This is a genomic window from Streptococcus oralis subsp. tigurinus (assembly GCF_002093545.1).
Lineage (GTDB): Bacteria > Bacillota > Bacilli > Lactobacillales > Streptococcaceae > Streptococcus > Streptococcus oralis_C.
This window is the reverse complement of record NZ_LNVF01000007.1, coordinates 1-18,041: the sequence shown is the minus strand read 5'-3', so window position 1 is coordinate 18,041 and position 18,041 is coordinate 1. Positions and strand designations below refer to the sequence as shown.

General features: G+C 41.6%; 18 protein-coding genes. 11 read left to right on the top strand and 7 right to left on the bottom strand.

Going from position 1 to position 18,041, the window contains the following annotated elements:
- The first annotated feature begins 1 nt into the window (after window position 1).
- The 5 genes from ATE34_RS07805 (at window position 2) to ATE34_RS07780 (ending at window position 5,478) form a co-directional block, all read left to right on the top strand.
- The gene (locus ATE34_RS07805; RefSeq protein WP_000045700.1) at window positions 2-406 is read left to right on the top strand and encodes a PTS sugar transporter subunit IIA; all 405 of its coding nucleotides are present in this window, start codon (window positions 2-4) and stop codon (window positions 404-406) included.
- Window positions 407-510: 104 nt separating this feature from the next.
- Window positions 511-1,677: an SIS domain-containing protein gene (locus ATE34_RS07800; RefSeq protein ID WP_084911515.1), complete on the top strand. Its 1,167-nt coding sequence runs from the start codon at window positions 511-513 to the stop codon at window positions 1,675-1,677.
- A 10-nt stretch (window positions 1,678-1,687) separates the two neighbouring features.
- Window positions 1,688-2,683, top strand: coding sequence for a tagatose-bisphosphate aldolase (gene lacD, locus ATE34_RS07795; RefSeq protein ID WP_084911585.1), 996 nt, complete (start codon window positions 1,688-1,690; stop codon window positions 2,681-2,683).
- A 146-nt stretch (window positions 2,684-2,829) separates the two neighbouring features.
- Window positions 2,830-3,867: an aldose epimerase family protein gene (locus tag ATE34_RS07790; RefSeq protein ID WP_033583570.1), complete on the top strand. Its 1,038-nt coding sequence runs from the start codon at window positions 2,830-2,832 to the stop codon at window positions 3,865-3,867.
- A gap of 756 nt (window positions 3,868-4,623) precedes the next feature.
- Window positions 4,624-5,478 carry a VOC family protein gene (locus ATE34_RS07780; RefSeq protein WP_084911511.1) on the top strand — a complete coding sequence of 285 codons (855 nt, stop codon included), beginning with the start codon at window positions 4,624-4,626 and terminating at the stop codon, window positions 5,476-5,478.
- 112 nt (window positions 5,479-5,590) lie between these two features.
- Here the strand turns inward: ATE34_RS07780 and ATE34_RS07775 are convergent, their stop codons facing one another.
- From ATE34_RS07775 to ATE34_RS07765, 3 genes are read right to left on the bottom strand one after another with little or no spacing between them, the layout of a single operon-like run.
- Complete coding sequence (locus ATE34_RS07775) at window positions 5,591-6,823, bottom strand: sensor histidine kinase (RefSeq protein WP_084911509.1); 1,233 nt, start codon at window positions 6,821-6,823, stop codon at window positions 5,591-5,593.
- Window positions 6,824-7,498, bottom strand: a complete 675-nt coding sequence (locus ATE34_RS07770) for a response regulator transcription factor (RefSeq protein WP_009729518.1) — start codon at window positions 7,496-7,498, stop codon at window positions 6,824-6,826.
- Window positions 7,499-7,507: 9 nt separating this feature from the next.
- A complete protein-coding gene (locus ATE34_RS07765) occupies window positions 7,508-8,128 on the bottom strand; it encodes a GTP pyrophosphokinase (protein WP_084911508.1) in 621 nt (206 codons plus the stop codon).
- A gap of 148 nt (window positions 8,129-8,276) precedes the next feature.
- On the opposite strand from ATE34_RS07765, the gene ATE34_RS07760 reads away from it, so the two are divergent.
- Window positions 8,277-8,534, top strand: a complete 258-nt coding sequence (locus ATE34_RS07760) for a metal-sensitive transcriptional regulator (protein WP_000185161.1) — start codon at window positions 8,277-8,279, stop codon at window positions 8,532-8,534.
- 313 nt (window positions 8,535-8,847) lie between these two features.
- Here ATE34_RS07760 and ATE34_RS07750 read toward each other — a convergent pair whose 3' ends face one another.
- Genes ATE34_RS07750 through ATE34_RS07740 form a run of 3 tightly spaced genes read right to left on the bottom strand, consistent with a single transcriptional unit; the run spans window position 8,848 to window position 11,115 of the window.
- Window positions 8,848-9,144: a rhodanese-like domain-containing protein gene (locus ATE34_RS07750; RefSeq protein WP_084911506.1), complete on the bottom strand. Its 297-nt coding sequence runs from the start codon at window positions 9,142-9,144 to the stop codon at window positions 8,848-8,850.
- Window positions 9,134-10,789, bottom strand: coding sequence for an FAD-dependent oxidoreductase (locus tag ATE34_RS07745; protein ID WP_084911504.1), 1,656 nt, complete (start codon window positions 10,787-10,789; stop codon window positions 9,134-9,136). The genes ATE34_RS07750 and ATE34_RS07745 overlap by 11 nt, the downstream gene beginning before the upstream one ends.
- A 20-nt stretch (window positions 10,790-10,809) precedes the next feature.
- Window positions 10,810-11,115 carry a rhodanese-like domain-containing protein gene (locus ATE34_RS07740; RefSeq protein ID WP_084911502.1) on the bottom strand — a complete coding sequence of 102 codons (306 nt, stop codon included), beginning with the start codon at window positions 11,113-11,115 and terminating at the stop codon, window positions 10,810-10,812.
- Window positions 11,116-11,291: 176 nt separating this feature from the next.
- Here ATE34_RS07740 and ATE34_RS07735 point away from each other — a divergent pair, with 176 nt between their 5' ends.
- Together ATE34_RS07735 and ATE34_RS07730 are read left to right on the top strand one after the other, a co-directional pair.
- The gene (locus ATE34_RS07735; RefSeq protein ID WP_084911501.1) at window positions 11,292-11,855 is read left to right on the top strand and encodes a sugar O-acetyltransferase; all 564 of its coding nucleotides are present in this window, start codon (window positions 11,292-11,294) and stop codon (window positions 11,853-11,855) included.
- A gap of 284 nt (window positions 11,856-12,139) precedes the next feature.
- Window positions 12,140-13,375 (top strand): carbohydrate-binding domain-containing protein, encoded by a 1,236-nt coding sequence (locus ATE34_RS07730; protein ID WP_084911499.1) that lies wholly within the window; start codon window positions 12,140-12,142, stop codon window positions 13,373-13,375.
- Window positions 13,376-13,496: 121 nt separating this feature from the next.
- Here ATE34_RS07730 and ATE34_RS11185 read toward each other — a convergent pair whose 3' ends face one another.
- Complete coding sequence (locus ATE34_RS11185) at window positions 13,497-13,856, bottom strand: hypothetical protein (protein ID WP_241500540.1); 360 nt, start codon at window positions 13,854-13,856, stop codon at window positions 13,497-13,499.
- Between the two features lie 414 nt (window positions 13,857-14,270).
- On the opposite strand from ATE34_RS11185, the gene ATE34_RS07720 reads away from it, so the two are divergent.
- The 3 genes from ATE34_RS07720 to ATE34_RS07710 all read left to right on the top strand — a co-directional run.
- On the top strand, window positions 14,271-15,827 hold the full coding sequence (locus ATE34_RS07720; RefSeq protein WP_084911497.1) for a type I restriction-modification system subunit M: 1,557 nt from the start codon (window positions 14,271-14,273) through the stop codon (window positions 15,825-15,827).
- Window positions 15,817-16,821: a virulence RhuM family protein gene (locus tag ATE34_RS07715; protein ID WP_084911496.1), complete on the top strand. Its 1,005-nt coding sequence runs from the start codon at window positions 15,817-15,819 to the stop codon at window positions 16,819-16,821. Before ATE34_RS07720 ends, ATE34_RS07715 begins: the two co-directional genes overlap by 11 nt.
- Window positions 16,821-18,041: restriction endonuclease subunit S (locus ATE34_RS07710; protein ID WP_084911494.1), on the top strand; the 1,221-nt coding region annotated here is incomplete at its 3' end. The genes ATE34_RS07715 and ATE34_RS07710, both read left to right, overlap by 1 nt.

The following is an 18,041-nucleotide window of genomic DNA, read 5'->3' as shown; positions in this document are numbered from 1 at the left end:
TATGAGTAAATCATTAATTTTGGTGAGTCATGGTCGTTTCTGTGAAGAACTTAAAGGTAGCACAGAAATGATCATGGGTCCACAGGACAACATTCATGCAGTGGCTCTTCTTCCAGAAGATGGTCCAGAAGAATTTACTGCAAAATTTGAAGCTGCTATCGAAGGATTGGATGATTTCCTAGTCTTTGCGGACCTTCTCGGCGGAACACCTTGTAACGTGGTAAGCCGTTTGATTATGGAAGGTCGCGACATTGAACTCTACGCAGGGATGAATCTTCCAATGGTGATTGAATTTATCAATGCGAGCCTTACAGGTGCAGATGCGGACTACAAGAGCCGTGCTGCAGAAAGCATCGTAAAAGTCAATGACCTGTTAGCTGGCTTCGATGATGACGAAGACGAATAAGATGTGACTTAGAGCATCTTATATAGAATATACATGGGAATGGGAGTCACTCCCATTCCCATATTTTCAATAGGAATGAAACAACAATAGATTAGAGGAACTCTATGCTAAATTACACAAAAGAAGAATTACTTGAACTGGGTGCAGAAATCACGACTCGTGAGATCTACCAACAGCCTGATGTATGGAAAGAGGCTTTTGAAGCTTATCAAGCAAAACGTGAAGAAATTGCAGCCTTTCTGAAAGAAATCGCTGGTAAGCATGACTATATCAAGGTCATCTTGACGGGTGCTGGTACTTCTGCTTATGTGGGAGATACCTTGGTGCCTTACTTTAAGGAAGTCTATGACGAACGCAAATGGAATTTCAATGCTATTGCGACAACAGATATTGTTGCCAATCCAGAAACCTATTTGAAAAAAGATGTGGCGACTGTTCTTGTTTCCTTTGCTCGTAGTGGGAATTCACCTGAAAGTGTGGCGACAGTTGATTTGGCTAAAGCCTTGGTAGATGAGCTTTATCAAGTGACTATTACTTGTGCAGCAGATGGTAAATTGGCTCTTCAAGCTCATGGCGATGAGCGCAATCTTTTGCTCTTGCAACCAGCTGCTTCCAATGACGCTGGATTTGCCATGACTTCTAGCTTTACGTCCATGATGCTAACAGCTCTCTTGGTTTTTGATCCTACAGAATTTGCTGTGAAAGCTGAACGTTTTGAAGTTGTGTCTAGCCTTGCGCGTAAAGTTCTAGACAATGCAGCAGATGTCAAGGAGCTGGTTGACCTTGACTTTAACCGTGTTATCTACCTGGGCGCTGGTCCTTTCTTTGGGCTTGCTCATGAAGCTCAGCTCAAGATTTTGGAATTAACAGCTGGTCAAGTGGCGACCATGTATGAAAGCCCAGTTGGCTTCCGTCACGGTCCAAAATCATTGATTAACCAAGATACAGTTGTTTTGGTATTTGGTACAACGACAGACTACACTCGCAAGTACGATTTGGACTTGGTTCGTGAGGTTGCTGGTGATCAGATTGCACGTCGTGTCGTGCTTTTGAGTGATCAAGCCTTTGGTCTTGAAAATGTCAAAGAAGTAGCTCTTGGCTGTGGTGGAGTCTTGAATGACATTTACCGTGTCTTCCCTTACATCATTTATGCCCAACTCTTTGCCCTTTTGACTTCGCTTAAAGTGGAAAACAAACCAGATACACCATCTCCTACAGGTACAGTAAACCGTGTGGTACAAGGTGTTATCATTCATGACTATCAAAAATAAGGAAGTATCTATGAGTAAATTACAATTAAGTCCGAACAAAGTAGCTTGCTTGCAAAAACTCTCTGACGAGAACGGCATTATCTCAGCCCTTGCCTTTGACCAACGTGGCGCTTTGAAACGCCTCATGGCTCAATACCAAACGGAAGAACCAACAGTTGCTCAAATGGAAGAACTTAAAGTCTTGGTAGCAGATGAATTGACTAAATACGCATCCTCTATGCTCCTTGACCCTGAGTATGGACTTCCAGCTACAAAAGCGCTTGCTCCAAATGCTGGTCTTCTGCTTGCTTATGAGAAAACTGGCTACGACACAACAAGCACCAAACGCTTGCCTGACTGTTTGGATGTTTGGTCTGCAAAACGCATCAAAGAACAAGGTGCGGATGCAGTCAAATTCTTGCTTTACTACGATGTAGACAGCTCTGACGAACTCAACCAACAAAAACAAGCTTACATCGAACGCATTGGTTCAGAGTGTGTGGCGGAAGACATTCCATTCTTCCTTGAAATCTTGGCTTACGATGAAAAAATCGCTGACGCAGGTTCTGCAGAATACGCAAAAGTAAAACCACACAAGGTTATCGGTGCTATGAAGGTCTTCTCAGACCCACGCTTTAACATCGATGTCTTGAAAGTAGAAGTTCCAGTCAATATTAAATACGTTGAAGGCTTTGGTGATGGTGAAATCGTCCATACACGCGAAGAAGCTGCAGCCTTCTTCAAAGCACAAGATGAAGCAACTAACTTGCCATACATCTACTTGAGTGCTGGTGTATCAGCTAAACTCTTCCAAGATACTCTTGTATTTGCCCATGAATCAGGCGCAAACTTCAATGGTGTTCTTTGTGGCCGTGCTACATGGGCTGGATCAGTTGAAGCTTACATCAAAGATGGTGAAGCAGCAGCTCGCGACTGGCTTCGCACAACTGGATTTGAGAACATTGACGAACTCAACAAGGTTCTTCAAACAACAGCGACTTCATGGACTGAACGTGTAGAAGCATAAAATAAGAATAGAAGAATTCCCTTTTGTTAAGAAAATACTTAAGGTTTTCTGACAAAGGATTCTGAAAATAGAAACTACAACCATAGATGGTACATACACTTTCTATGGTTTGTTTACTTAATAGAAATAGAAAAAAGGAGATGAAAATGAAAGCATACACAGAGCGTGTATTTGGAAATCATGAGGGCAAGGATGTCTTGGCCTATCGCTTTGAAACTGATGGTGGTTACCAGCTTGAAGTTATGACTTATGGTGCGACCATTTTGCGCTATGTCACACCTGACAAGGCTGGTAATTTTGCTAATGTCATCTTGGGTTTTGATGATTTTGAGAGTTATGTGGGGAATAGTCCCAAGCATGGAGCTAGTGTGGGGCCGGTAGCAGGCCGTATTGCTGGAGCGACATTTGAACTCAATGGCCAGACCTATGAGCTTGAAGTTAATAATGCTAGCAACTGCAACCATAGTGGTTCAACAGGTTGGGATTCGAGCTTGTTTGAATTGGTTGAGGTGAGCGACCATGGATTGACTCTCTACACAGAGCGTACAGACGGGACAGGAGGATTTCCTGGTAATCTCAAGATTTGGATTAGCTACCACTTGGAAGAAACTGGTGCCTACGAAGTCAGCTATAAGGTGACGACAGATCAGGATACGCTGGTCAATCCAACTAATCATAGCTACTTCAACTTATCTGGTGATTTCACGCAGACAATTGACCGCCATGTCTTCCAGCTAAATACGGAGGGCATTTACCCAATCGCTCCAGACGGTGTTCCAGCTAAGACTCCAGATGCTGATCGCGATGTGGTGAAACACATCTACAATGGAGCTTTGTTGAAGGACATCTTTGCAGAGAACGATGAGCAAATCCAGTTGGTATCTGGTTTGGATCACCCATTTGCTCTCCCTGCAGGTCATGACAATGCTGGTTTCCTTTATGATCAAAACTCAGGTCGTTTCCTGCTTTTCAAGACAGAGGCCCCTTGCCTTGTGGTCTACACAGCAAACTTTGTGGATGAGAGTGTCATCATAGGAGGTCAGCCAATGGTACAGCACAATGGGATTGCCCTTGAAGCGCAGGCTTTACCAGATGCTATTCATAGCGACCTCAAAGACCAAGTCATTCTCAAAGCAGGGGAAACCTTCACCAGCAAAACTCGTTACGAGCTTGTTGTGAAATAAAAAGAATTAGATTTTTCTATCTGATGTGTTAGAAAAATAAATGCTTCTTCGGTAGATAGACATTATATTACAATTACATATACATTTAGTTAGTAATTATATTAACAATTAGAACAATCTTCCTTAATTTATTGTTTTGTGCTATAATATTTATACCTGAATAAAGTAATTAGTAATGTAGGTTCGAATCCTACCCCCATCATTCGCTCTAATTACTAATGGCATTGTTATGATTACTTCTATTTTATACCAAAAAGTTATTGAATATCTCTTTTGGGAAAATCAATCAATTAGAAATAAGGTGATATACTTGACATTATTTTCAGGTCTTCTACTAATTTCATCTAGTCAAATCGGTGGGGTCGCCAACTAGGAAAGCGAAGAGGCGCTAGATAAATATAATGTAGAAACAAAGGCCGTAAATAAAACGGCCTTTTATTGCTAGTTGTTAAATGTATGTTGTTTTATAATAGTTTTTAGTATTGAAAATGTAAATTTTCGTAATCTATTAAAAATCATTTGGAGTAGAAAATTTCTAAATGATGATATAAAAATACTCTAAAGTTAAGGGGGAGATCCTTTTTGAGGGTATCTTCTTCCGTCTTTTTCTTCGTAATCAAAAATATAAAATTTTTTGAAATCTTAGATTTATAAGGAGCTGGTTTCCAGCTCTTTTGAGTTGTCTTCGTTGACATTTTATTTCAACAGTGTATAATTGATGTAATATATGAAGTTACAGCAAAAAGGAGACACCCTATGACTTATGCTTACAAAAGCCACATTTACCTAGCAGAGGCGGTTTTAAATGTCAAGGATGTGACGAGTCAAACGGCTTTTTATCACCAGATTATTGGCTTGGAGATTTTATCGCAAACGGAGACAGAAGCGATTTTGGGACTTGGTAAAAAAGCCTTGGTTCACTTGATTCAGGCCGAAAAGGATGGTGAAGTAAGGGAGCATTATGGGCTCTACCATCTGGCGATTTTGTTGCCGACACGAAAAGCCTTAGCAGATGTCTTGAAACACCTAAGTGACTTACGGATTCCTCTGGTCGGGGGTGCAGATCATGGATACAGCGAGGCCATTTATCTAGAGGATTTAGAAGGAAATGGCATTGAACTCTACCGTGATAAGCCAATGTCTTCATGGGATATTCGAGAAGACGGCCGCATTATCGGTGTGACCGAAGCCCTTGCGGCACAGGATATCTATGAGTTAGGGGAAAAGGTGGATCCCTTTGTCCTAGCTGAAGGGACGGGAATGGGGCATATCCACCTATCAGTGAAGGATAGTCACGCGGCGAGTCAGTTTTATCAAAAGGTGTTGGGGCTAGAGGATAAATTTACTATTCCTAGTGCTAGTTGGATAGCGGCTGGTCAGTACCATCACCACCTGGCTGTTAATGAATGGGCTGGAAAAGGTCTGGCTCCGCGTGAGCAAGGCTTGCCAGGCTTGGCCTACTACGTCCTTGAGGTCGAAAGTAAGGAGGAACTCCTAGCCATCGTTAAGCAAGCACAGGAGCTAGAAGCACCGATCAAGTGGTTAAATTTGAGTGAGTTGGATCTTGTAGACCCAGACGGCATTGTGACCCGCATTCGCTTGGAACGATGAGATGTGAAAACCACATCGTAGACATAGAAAAAGGCGGACAAGCTCGTATTCTGTTTTTAGAATGCGGACTTGTTCGCTTTTTATGAAATGATAAAGAGTAAAAGAGCTATAGCTATAACCAGACTGTAAAGGTAATCACCTGTTTTTTGTAGGTGACAAATATTTTACCTCTAAATAGACTGACGAGATGCTGGGCCATAGAGAGACCAATTCCGTGTCCAGATATGGTTTGGTTGTTATGAGAGGTCTCTGCACGATAAAAGCGATCAAAGAAACGCTTAATATTAACTGCTTGTCCATCCTTATAATCATTAGAAATAGTGATGCAAGTTCGTTTGCGTAGTAGGTAATTTTTGCGTTGGAGCGTCAAGCGAATCGTTCCAGCGGGATCGCAGTATTTTCGGGCATTGTCAAGAAGGATGCTAAGAAGCTCATAAAATTCTTCTTGGGCTACTTTTTCTACAACGTCTGCTTCAATAGAACTTTCAAATTTTTTATCTTCTTTGGTAAAGAGAGGAGCAAAATCTGAGGCAACCTTTTCAGCGATAACGGAGATATTTTGAGGAGCTAGTTTGATATCCTCTTGTTCCTCGAGCCGAGCAAGTCGGATGAGTCTTCCAATCAGGTGGTTGAGTCGTTCCGTCTGTTCTTTAGTGCTAATACTCCACTCAGTCTCTCCCTCTATTAACTCCTGTAGCTCGGTATTGGCCGAAATGATGGCTAGAGGCGTTTTGAGTTCGTGTCCTGCATTGGTGATAAACATCCGTTGTTTTTCATAGTTTTTGATAAAAGGACGAATGACAATCCCTGAAATCAAGGTGAAGAGCAGTATGAGGAGGAGTAAGCTAGCCAAGGCCAGCCAGATAGAGACCTGAAGTAAGGTATCTCGTTCTCGGATATAGTTAGTCGTCTCAAAGAAGACCAGTAGTTTCCCAGTCGTAGATTGGCTCACTTGGTAGGTAAAATAGCGTCCCTTATGAGTAATAGAACCATAAGTTTCTTGCTTTTTGAGGATGTTTGGGAGAAAACTTTTGACTTCAGCCTCAGTTAAGGACTGGACATTTGTAAGGGAGATGGCGTAGTCATTTTCCTTTTCTCTGACGGAGAAGTATTGAAAATTATAGACAATCCCTTCTTGGATATTTTTCTCAGTCAGACTTTCTTTGATTTCGTCTGTAATAGGAAGTTCGCCCTCATTCTTGGTTAAGATAGAGAGGACGGTGTGGATGTTACCCTCCGTCTGAGTGTAGACGATACTATTCATCAAGACTAGAAAGAAGGTTAGAATCAGAGCAATGGTAAGAGTAGCCGTTGCGATAAATTTGATGCGTAGTTTTCGAAACATCTAGTCACCTCCTGTCAATTGGAAGGGGCCTTCTGCAGCCCCAAGTATTTGTAAACTAGACTGGACACTTTGGAGTTTTTGGCGTAGGTAGGAGATATAGAGAAAGACGAGCTCGTGATCCTGTTCTTCCAGCTCGTCTGGCCAGACCTGCTCTAGTAGTTGTTGACAACTGAGGGGTTGGTTAGCGTGCTGGATGAGGAGAGTCAAGAGTTGGGTCTCCTTTTTCCCCAAACGAATGCTGTTTGTAGCAGCCAATTCTTGTTCATCAATATCCAAGCGGGTATTTCCTAATTCGACTGTATCCGGAGTATAGTCTTCCAGGCGGCGTGCAGTAGAACGGAGTCTAGCCAAGAGCTCCTTGAGCGAGAAAGGTTTAGTCAAGTAGTCGTCAGCACCTGCATCGAGTCCGGTTACACGGTCATCTACTTCGGCCATGGCTGTCAGCATGATAACGTGGGTCGTATTGCCTGCCTGGCGAATTTCTTTGAGGGCTTCGATTCCAGTTTTAATTGGCATCATGATGTCAAAAATCATGAGGTGATAGTGGTTAGATTCAGCCTTTTCGACAGCGTCTTGTCCGTTAAAAACAGAATCAACGCTGTAGCCTTCGCGTTCTAAAGCAACAGTGATAACACGGTTTAGTTGGGTTTCATCTTCGGCAAGTAGGATTTTCATAGGTTCTCCTTAGTCTTGATCAGAGCGCTGAATCAAATCACGGATGGTCTGCATGGTCAAGTCACAAGAAGCAAGCTCATCGGCACAACGTTTGAGCTCGCGCGTGATTCGCTCAGGATTTTGGATGTTTTTCTTGTATTTCATCTGGTGTTCGAGGCTAGCCCAGGAGTCCATGGCAATTGTGCGCAGTTGAATCTCGATAAAATAGGTACCCTGGTCATTTCCCAGACAGTCTGGGTAGGGAGTGGTCACCTCTAGAATCAGATGATAGGAACGGTAGCCGTTGGGTTTGACCTGACGGATATAGTCTTTCTCTTTGAAAATATGGATGCTTGGCATCTGGCGAATATACTCTACGATGCGGTAGATATCATCTGTAAAGCCTGTGATAATTCGAACGCCAATAGCATCTCGTATTTCTTTAAGAGCAGATTGACTTGTCTGAGGAAGGCCCTTGCGTTGGCATTTTTCACGCATGCTTTTTTCTGTTTTGATGCGCGCATGCAAATGCTCATATAGTTTGAGGTTGGTTTCTTTTTTGTAATTGGCTGCGGCCTCTTCTATGTCTTGAATAAAGGTTTGCAAGATGGTGGGTAAATAGGCCTCACAGCTATCATAGATAGAATTCATAAGAACGTCCATTCTGAACAGTTTTTTTACTATTATATCATGAAAACGCAGATATGAGATAAGTTCCTACAAAGACAGATGGGATGAGAATTTTGACAAAGCCCCTTATTCGAGATATAATGAAGAAAAATCGAGCAAGGAAAAAGAAATGACAAACTCAAAGTATATAACACGCTTGAAACGTTCAGAGGGCCAGTTGCGTGGGATTCAAAAGATGATTGAAGAAGATCGTGACTGTGCTGATATTGTGACGCAATTGACAGCAGTGAAATCGAGTGTGGAGCGCGTGATTGAGATGATGATTACGGAAAATCTCACCGCCTGCATCAACCAACCACTAGATGACCCTGAGGCTCAAAAGGAACGCCTAGAAAAGGCCATCCGATACTTGATTAAACGGAAATAAACTAAATTTTTGAAACGATAGTTGCAAAGGCATATCTAACTATTAATAGAATAGTTTAATTTGAATCAAAAGAAGCTGGGTAAAAAGTCTTTAAAATTAAAAAACGCATACTATCAGGTGTTGAAAAGCCTTGATAGTATGCGTTTTATTGTGGGGAGATTTATACTCTTCGAAAATCAAATTCAAACCACGTCAGCTTCACCTTGCCGTACTCAAGTACAGCCTGCGGCTAGTTTCCTAGTTTGCACTTTGATTTTCATTGAGTATTATTTCATTTTCTCCTGAATTTGAGTTGTTGCTCAGCTTCTTTTGCTTATTCTACTTGACCGGGCCAAGCGTTCATACCACCTTCTACATTGGTAACGGTGAGGCCCTGGGCGCTGAGAAATTGACAGGCAGAGGCGGAACGTACTCCACCTTGACAGATGACATGGTATTCATGGTCAGGTTTGAGTTCTTTGCAGCCTTGCTCCAAGGTACTTAACGGAAGATTTTTGGCACCTGGTGCATGTCCTGCTTTGAATCCATGTACTTCACGGACATCAATAAGATCTAAATTCTCATTTTGATATTTTTCATAAAAGTCATCCATGCTGATATTAGTTAGCATATTCTACTCCTTCTGGCTTAGCCATTTTGTATAGGGAATAAGCGCCGTCAAGGTTTTGGACGGTAAATCCTGCTTGCTTGAGGATACGCTCTGCGATATAGCTGCGTAAACCACTGTGGCAGCTAACGATGTAGGCTTGGTTCTTGTCTAGTTCATCCAAGCGTTCCCGTAGTTCGTTTAGGGGGATATGAATGGTATCGACTTTGAGTCGACCACTCTGGAATTCGCCACTTGTCCGTACATCTAAGAATTTCTTACCAGCAGCCAGTTCGTCTTCGAGCTGGTACCATTGAATATTGTCGCTTAAACCTTCGATTAGGTTCAAGGCTGCATAGCCCAGCATATTGACGGGATCCTTAGCAGAGCCAAATGGTGGCGCATAGGTGAACTCCAATTCTGGTAAGTCAAAGACGGTGAGATTTCCCTTGATAGCAGTTGCCAGGATATCGATTCGCTTGTCAACACCTTTCTTCCCAACACCTTGGGCACCGTAGATTTTTCCAGTGGTTGGGTCAAAGAGGAGTTTTAAGGTCATATCAGTAGCGCCTGGATAATAACCAGCGTGATCTTTTCCACTGACATGAAGTACCTTGTAAGGGAGTTGATTCATGCGAAGGATACGTTCGCTGAGACCAGTCGAAGCGGCTGTCATATCAAAGGCACGAACGATAGCAGTGCCGATGCTGCCCTTGTTTGTACGACCGAGTCCTGCGATGACGTCCGCCACTTGGCGTCCCTGACGATTGGCAGGAGAAGCAAGAGAGATGAGAGCGTCTTGGCCCGTAATCTCTTGCTTGACGACGATGGCATCCCCAACTGCAAAAATATCTTTTTGACTGGTTTCATAATGTTCATCGACCAGGATCCCACTACGAAGTCCCAGTTCAATCCCTGCAGCCTTAGCTAGTCCATTTTCAGGTTCAACACCGACAGAAAGGATGGTGAGGTCAGAAGTGATCTTTTGACCGTTTTCGAGAGCGATGACTTTTCCTTGGTCTTCAAATCGAGTTGCAGACTGGGAAGTGATAACGCGGACACCATTTGCCAGCAATTCTGCTTGGACAAAGGCCGCCATTTCCTGATCTAATGGTGGCAAGACATGGGGTGCTTTCTCAACGATGGTAACTTGTAATCCACGTTTCGCCAGGTTTTCAGCCATTTCAAGCCCGATAAAGCCTGCACCGATGACGACAGCTTCTTTTGGATGATTGTCCAAGGCCGCCATAATTTCATCAAGATCGGGAACATTGCGGAGCGTGTAGGCATTCTTAGCTTCTGCCAAACCTTCAATGGTAGGAACAAATGGTTTAGCTCCTGGGGAGAGGATCAACTTGTCGTAGCTTTCTGTGAATTCCTGTCCATCATGGCGTACGGTCACAGTGTGTTCTTCTGGCGAAATCTGGATAACCTCGTGAAATGGTCGCACATCGAGATTAAAGCGTGCTTTGAGACTTTCAGGAGTTTGGACTAATAAACTATCACGGTTTGAAATTTCTCCTGAAACATAGTAAGGAAGTCCGCAGTTTGCAAAGGAAACAAAGGGACCTTTCTCAAAAATAGTGATTTCAGCGTCTTCCATGAGACGTCTGAGGCGGGTTGCTGCTGACATACCGCCTGCAACTCCTCCAACAATGATAACTTTCATTGACTTTCTCCTTTATGCTTTTAGATGACCTTACCTGTCCAAGCGCTCATACCGCCTCGGACATTGATGACATTGTAGCCTTTTTTCTTTAGCTTCTTCGCAGCTAGTTTGCTTCGCACACCAGAATGACAAATGACATAGAGTGTTTCTTTTGTCGTTGGTGCATAAGATCCGATTTCGGATAGAGGGACATTCTTGGCATTTTTGATATGACCTCTATGGAATTCCGTAGGCGTCCGAACATCCAGTAGCTGAATCGGTTCTCTGAGTTTAGCTTCTAACTCGCTGGTAGAAATACTGTCAATTTTTGTAAATAAGTGAAACATAGGCACCTCCAAACATACCCTTATGGGGTATATTAAACCATGAAGTCAAGCTTTTGTCAAGCAAGTTGTTTTGACTTGGGAGAGGGCTTGGTTTTGAGATTTTAGAAAGCAGGCTATTCTTGACCTTTCAAAGGCTTTTTGATATGATGGGTCCAAAGTAAGTATGAGGTGATAAGATGGCTAGCGAATACCAGAAAATGATAGCAGGGGAGCCTTACCGTCTGTCGAACCCAGAATTACGGGCCTTGGCTCAGGCTTCTCGCCAAAAACAGGCTGCCTTTAACAAGGAAGAAGATCCCTTGAAGGGAGCGGATATTATCAAGACTTGGTTTGGCTCAACCGGGCAAAATCTCTATGTCAATCCACGCCTGGTGGTCGATTATGGAGTCAATATCCATCTAGGGGAAAATTTTTATTCTAATTGGAACTTGACCATGCTGGATGTTTGTCCGATTCGCATCGGGAACAACGCCATGATTGGTCCCAACTGTCAGTTTTTAACCCCACTCCATCCACTGGATCCGGATGAACGCAATTCAGGGGTCGAATACGGCAAGCCCATCACCATTGGAGACAATTTCTGGGCTGGAGGTGGCGTCATCGTCCTTCCTGGAGTGACACTGGGCAATAACGTAGTGGCGGGAGCAGGGGCCGTGATTACCAAGTCCTTTGGAGACAATGTTGTCCTAGGTGGGAATCCTGCGCGTGTTATCAAGGAAATACCAGTAAAAGAAAACTAAAAAGAACAGCCTGGGCTGTTCTTTTTATGAACTCTAATCTTATAAATTTTTCTTCTTTTTTGCTTTCTTGGTCAAGGAAACATCGCACTGAGGGATGTTGGTTTTAAAAATCTATTAAAGGTAGTCTAGAGTTCAAAAATTGTTTTAGCAGCCCTTTCTAAAAAATTACTAGGCGAAATCTAATCCAAACTGAATTTAAGGAAACTTTCAGAAAAGTTTTAGTTTCGTTTCAGGAATCTTCTGTAGACTGTCTAGCTATATCATACGAAGGAGAGGAAAAAGGTATGAAATCAAAAAAGTGGACCCTACTCGCAACGAGTTTAACGGCAATGGTGCTGATGGCAGCATGTGCCCAGTCAACAACTACATCCACTACCAATGAAACGACAAATAGTGCCACAACAACTTCAACAAAGACAAATCAATCATCCTATTTTACAGAGAAGGACAATGATACTTCTTATGATGAAAGCACAGCTTCTAAGATTGAGTTATCTGGCTCATCAGCAAATGTCTTTGGAGATGGGGTAACAGTCTCTGGCTCAACAGTGACCATCACAAAATCTGGCACCTATGTGATTTCAGGTCAGTCTGAAGGAGTGCAGATCAAGGTCAAGGCAGATGAGTCGGCAGAAGTTCACCTAGTCCTAAAAGGTGCAACCATGACCAATACCAATGCAGCGATATCTGCGACATCAGCCGGCCACGTCTACCTGACTCTAGCAGAGGGAACCACCAACAGTCTCTCTGACTCAAGCTCTAACAGCGACGAAAAAGCAGATGCAGCTCTCTTTTCTAAGGTGGATTTGACTATCAACGGGAAAGGAACCCTCAATGTAGATGGCAAGAAGAACAATGGTATCAAGGCTAACGACACTCTTCACATTACGGGTGGAACCTATAACATCACAGCAGTTGGCGATGCCTTTAATGTCAATGATGAACTCAATATCACTGGTACGACCATGACCATTGATGCCAAAGAGGATGGGGTCAAGGTCGACAATGATGACGATATGACTGTCGGCAATATGTATTTGGCTAACAATACCATAACAGTCACAGCAGGAGATGATGGCATCCACGCATCAGGTGATTTGGTTATCGATAGTGGTACCTACACCGTCAAGAATTCGACAGAAGGACTTGAAGGTAAGTCCATCACTATCAACGGTGGGGACATTACCATCTATTCGACAGATGATGGAGTCAATGCAGCTAATAAAAACGCCCAACAAAGTGAGATTTTCTTTACCATGAACGGTGGTAACCTGACAGTAGAAGTTGGTCAAGGGGATACGGATCCAATCGACTCGAACGGCAATATCACGGTCACAGGCGGAACCATTAAAATGACTGGGCAAACAGGTTTTGATTTTGATGGAACAGCGACCTACACAGGTGGAGATATCTATCTCAACGGCGAAAAACAAACGGAAATTGTCAACTCTATGCCTGGAGGCGGTGGACCAAATGGAGACCCTCAAGGTGGCGGTCCAGCCCCTGGCGGACAAGGATAAGCAAAAAAAGGATAGCATTCTAAGAGCAATGTTATCCTTTTTGTATCGTAGATTTATATTTTACGAGTGGTTTTATAATCGTAGCTTTCAAAGACTAAATTGTTAAGTTCCCCGTTTTTGTTTACCTAAATTTCTTGAATTTTAAGAGGGTATTGAGTAGTTTTCCCTTAAATGTTTTGTTTTGATAGGCGATTGTAAGGGAATTGAAAAATTCAACTGCTAGGTGTTCGTGGTGACCGAGTACCATCTCGCTTGGGGTTGCTTCTGGGGAAAAGACGCCTAATTTGATGCGGAGTCCACCTTTTTTCATCTTGAACTGGTGCATGCCATACATCTTGATATCAAGGCTTGGATCGGACATGAGAGTAGCTGTATCACCTGCCATAGAAATTTTTGTATCAGCATCAGGAATGACTGATTTTTCAGCATCTAGACTGATAAAGATTTTTTGATAAGTTGGTTGACCGTACTCTCCAATCAACTCCTCACTTCCTGTCCACCGTGAACTCCAGCAAATACAAAATGTTCAGGGTGAATTTTAAAAGGAAGTGCTTGGTCACCCATTTTATTTAGTCCTTGGTTGAAGGCGAAGAAATCTCCCAAAATCAGGTCTTAAGAGGCATCACAATTTAGTAAACGTTAATTCGAGAGAGTTGCTATATTTACATGGAACATCCTTCGGGATGTTCTTTTTTATGCTTGTAAATCGATTTAAGATAGTTTACCTAATGATTAGTCGTTTCAATTTTGTTGTCGAGACCTAAGTAGATTTTTGATTGGTAATCAATAAGATGATAGTTAGCTTGGAAAAACTCTTGAGAAATTCACTCTGACGAAATTAAATGTTGAGAAAAATGATATAATAAGAAGAATAAAAAGTTAATGAGGAAATAAGATGTCAGAACAGGTACAAAGGCAGGAGTTGCATAGAAAGATATGGAAAATTGCTGATGAAGTTCGTGGTGCAGTAGATGGTTGGGACTTCAAGCAGTATATTTTGGGAATTCTATTTTATCGCTTTATTAGTGAAAATTTCAAAACCTATATCGAAGGCGGCGATGAATCAATTAACTATGAAGAGATTTCTGAAGATTTAATTACACCTGAAGTTCGAGATGATGCCATTAAAACCAAGGGTTATTTTATTATGCCTTCGCAGTTGTTTTCCAGTGTTGTCAAAACTGCTCGCCAAAATGAGCACTTAAATACAAATTTAAAAGATATCTTTGATGATATTGAGTCTAGTGCGATTGGTTATGCGAGTGAACATGACATTAAGGGTCTTTTTGATGATGTAGATACCAGAAGTAACAAGTTAGGTAGTACAGTTCCGGAGAGGAATCAGCGCTTGGTTCTGATTCTTGAAGGAATTGCAAGTCTTGATTTTGGAAACTTTGAAGATAACCATATTGATCTCTTTGGGGATGCTTATGAGTATCTAATCTCTAATTATGCTTCTAACGCTGGGAAATCTGGTGGAGAATTTTTTACACCGCAAAGTGTATCGAGACTCTTGGCGCGAATTGTTATGCTGGGCAAGAATGAAAAAAATAAAATCAATAAAATTTACGATCCTGCCTGTGGTTCGGGTTCGTTGCTCCTACAAGCTAAAAAGCAGTTTAATGAGCACATAATTGAAGATGGATTTTATGGTCAGGAAATTAATATGACCACCTATAATCTAGCTCGGATGAATATGTTTTTACACAATATCAATTATGATAAGTTTAGCATTGAGCGTGGCAATACCTTGCTTGATCCCAAGCATGTAAACGATAAGCCTTTTGATGCTATTGTGTCAAATCCACCATACTCTATCAAATGGATAGGAAGCGATGATCCGACGCTCATCAACGATGACCGCTTTGCCCCTGCGGGTGTATTAGCGCCTAAATCTAAGGCTGATTTTGCTTTTATTATGCATAGCCTGTCATACTTGTCGAATAAGGGACGAGCTGCAATCGTAACTTTCCCAGGTATTTTCTATCGGGGAGGTGCTGAGCAAAAGATCCGTCAATATCTAGTAGACAATAACTTTGTTGAAGCGGTTATTCAGCTACCAGACAATCTCTTTTTTGGGACCTCCATTGCGACCTGTATTCTTATTTTGGCAAAGAATAAGCCAACGACGGATATCCTCTTTGTTGATGCAAGTAAGCAGTTCAAGAAAGAAATTAATAATAACGTCTTAACAGAAGAGAATATCGAAAAAATCTTAGCCGGTGTTGAAAAGAAAGAAAATGAAGATTACTTTTCTTGTATGGTGGTACAAGAAAAAGTAGCAGAAGCAGATTATAATCTTTCAGTGTCCACTTATGTAGAAAAAGAAGATACCCGTGAGAAGATTGATATTGATGTGCTCAATAAAGAAATCGCTGAGACTGTTGCCAAGATTGACCACTTGCGTGCAGAGATAGATAAGATTGTAGAGGAATTGAGCCATGGCAAATGATGTGATTCTCTATAGAACAGATGACGGAGAGTCCGCTATTGAACTCCACTTGGATAATGGAACGGTCTGGCTGACCCAACAGGAACTAGCTGAGCTTTTTCAGACTTCCAAGCAAAACATTAGTAAACATATCAAGGCGATTTTTGAAGATGGTGAGTTGGATGAAACAGTGGTTGTCAACTATCAGTTGACAACCACTCGTCACGGTGCAATAGCTGGTAAAACTCAGTCAAAAAAAGTCGCCTACTATAATCTGGATATGATTTTGGCGATTGGCTATCGTGTGCGCTCCCCTCGTGGAGTCCAGTTTAGACACTATGCTTCGACAGTCTTGAAAGAGTACCTGATCAAGGGCTTCGCTATGGATGATGAGCGCTTGAAAAACTTGGGTGGAGGCTCTTACTTTAAAGAACTCCTGGAAAGAATCCGAGACATTCGCTCAAGTGAAAAAGTCTTTTACCGTCAGGTCTTGGATCTTTTTGCGACATCAAGTGACTACAATGCAAACTCACCAGAGGCAAAGAAATTCTTTGCGACGGTTCAAAACAAGATGCATTATGCTATTCACCACAATACTGCCAGTGAACTCATTTATCATCGTGTCGATAGCGAAAAGGAGTTTATGGGCTTGACCACTTTTAAGGGAGACCTTCCTACTCTATCTGAAGCAAAAGTTGCTAAGAACTATCTGACAGAAAAGGAACTCCGTGGGCTTAATCAGCTTGTATCAGGATATCTAGACTTTGCTGAAAGACAGGCAGAGAGAGAGGAAGTCATGACTATGGCGGACTGGGTGACGCATGTGGATCGTATCCTTCAGGCTACGGGGGAAGACTTGCTGGCTAACAGTGGTTCGATCTCTCGTGAACAGATGAAGCAGAAGGTAGATAAGGAATATAAGAGCTACCAAGCCAAGACCCTCAGTCAAGTTGAAAAAGATTACCTCAAGGAAATCAAAGGTATTGAAAATCTAGCCAAGGAAGGAGGGAACTGATGAACATCCTAGAAGAAATCCAAAACTGTCCCGTTGAGTGGAAAGAGTTGGGGAAAGTTAGTCATTTTTACGGTGGTTTAACTGGAAAAACAAAATCTGATTTTGAAAATGGAAATGCTAAGTATGTAACTTATAAAAATATTTTTAATAATATACGAGTTGAATTAAATATATTGGAGTATGTTCAGGTAGATGAAAATGAGAAGCAAAATTCTATAGAATACGGAGACGTGTTAATAACAGGTTCTTCAGAGAGCAAAGAAGAAGTAGGCATGTCTTCTGTAGTTACTTTTGTACCTGAGGAACCTATTTATCTAAATAGTTTTAGCTTTGGAATACGATTTAATGAAGATGTTGAACTTTTACCAGAATTTACTAAGTATTTGTTTAGAAGTATTGAATTCAGAAAACAGATTGAGAAAACTGCAAGTGGTGTAACTAGGTATAATATTTCTAAAGTAGCATTTAAGAAAATAAAAGTTCCGTTACTTCCTCAAAAAATTCAAGAAAAAATCGTGCAAAAACTTGACAAAATGACTGAGTATGTTACAGAATTGACCTCAGAATTGACCTCACGTAAAAAGCAATATTCTTATTATCGAGATAAACTCTTATCATTTGAGGATGAAGTCTATCAGGTTGAGTGGAAGAGGTTAAATGAGTTTCTTAAAAAAGGGAAAGGAACTAAAATTACAGCTAGTCAGATGAAATTACTTCACAAAGAAGGTGCACCAATCCGTATCTTTGCAGGAGGAAAGACTTACGCTGATGTGAACTATGGAGATATTCCCGATAAAGATATTCATACAGAAGAGGCAATTGTTGTAAAATCTCGTGGAATTATTGATTTTGAATACTGTACAGAACCATTTAGTTTTAAAAATGAATTTTGGTCATACAGTTCAGATAATGAAAATATCAACTTAAAATATATTTATCATTACTTAGTTCATAATAAAGAACATTTTCAAAACATCGCTAATAATATGCAGATGCCACAAATTTCTAGTAATGATACTGAAAAATTCAAAATCCCAATCCCTTCTCTAGAAATCCAATCTCGTATTGTTCAAGTTCTGGACAACTTTGATACGGTTTGTAATGACCTCAACATCGGACTACCCAAGGAGATTGAACTTCGTCAAAAACAGTATGAATATTTTAGAGAAAAACTCTTGACATTCGTCGCCGAAGGCGAGTACACTGAGAGTAGAGTAGAG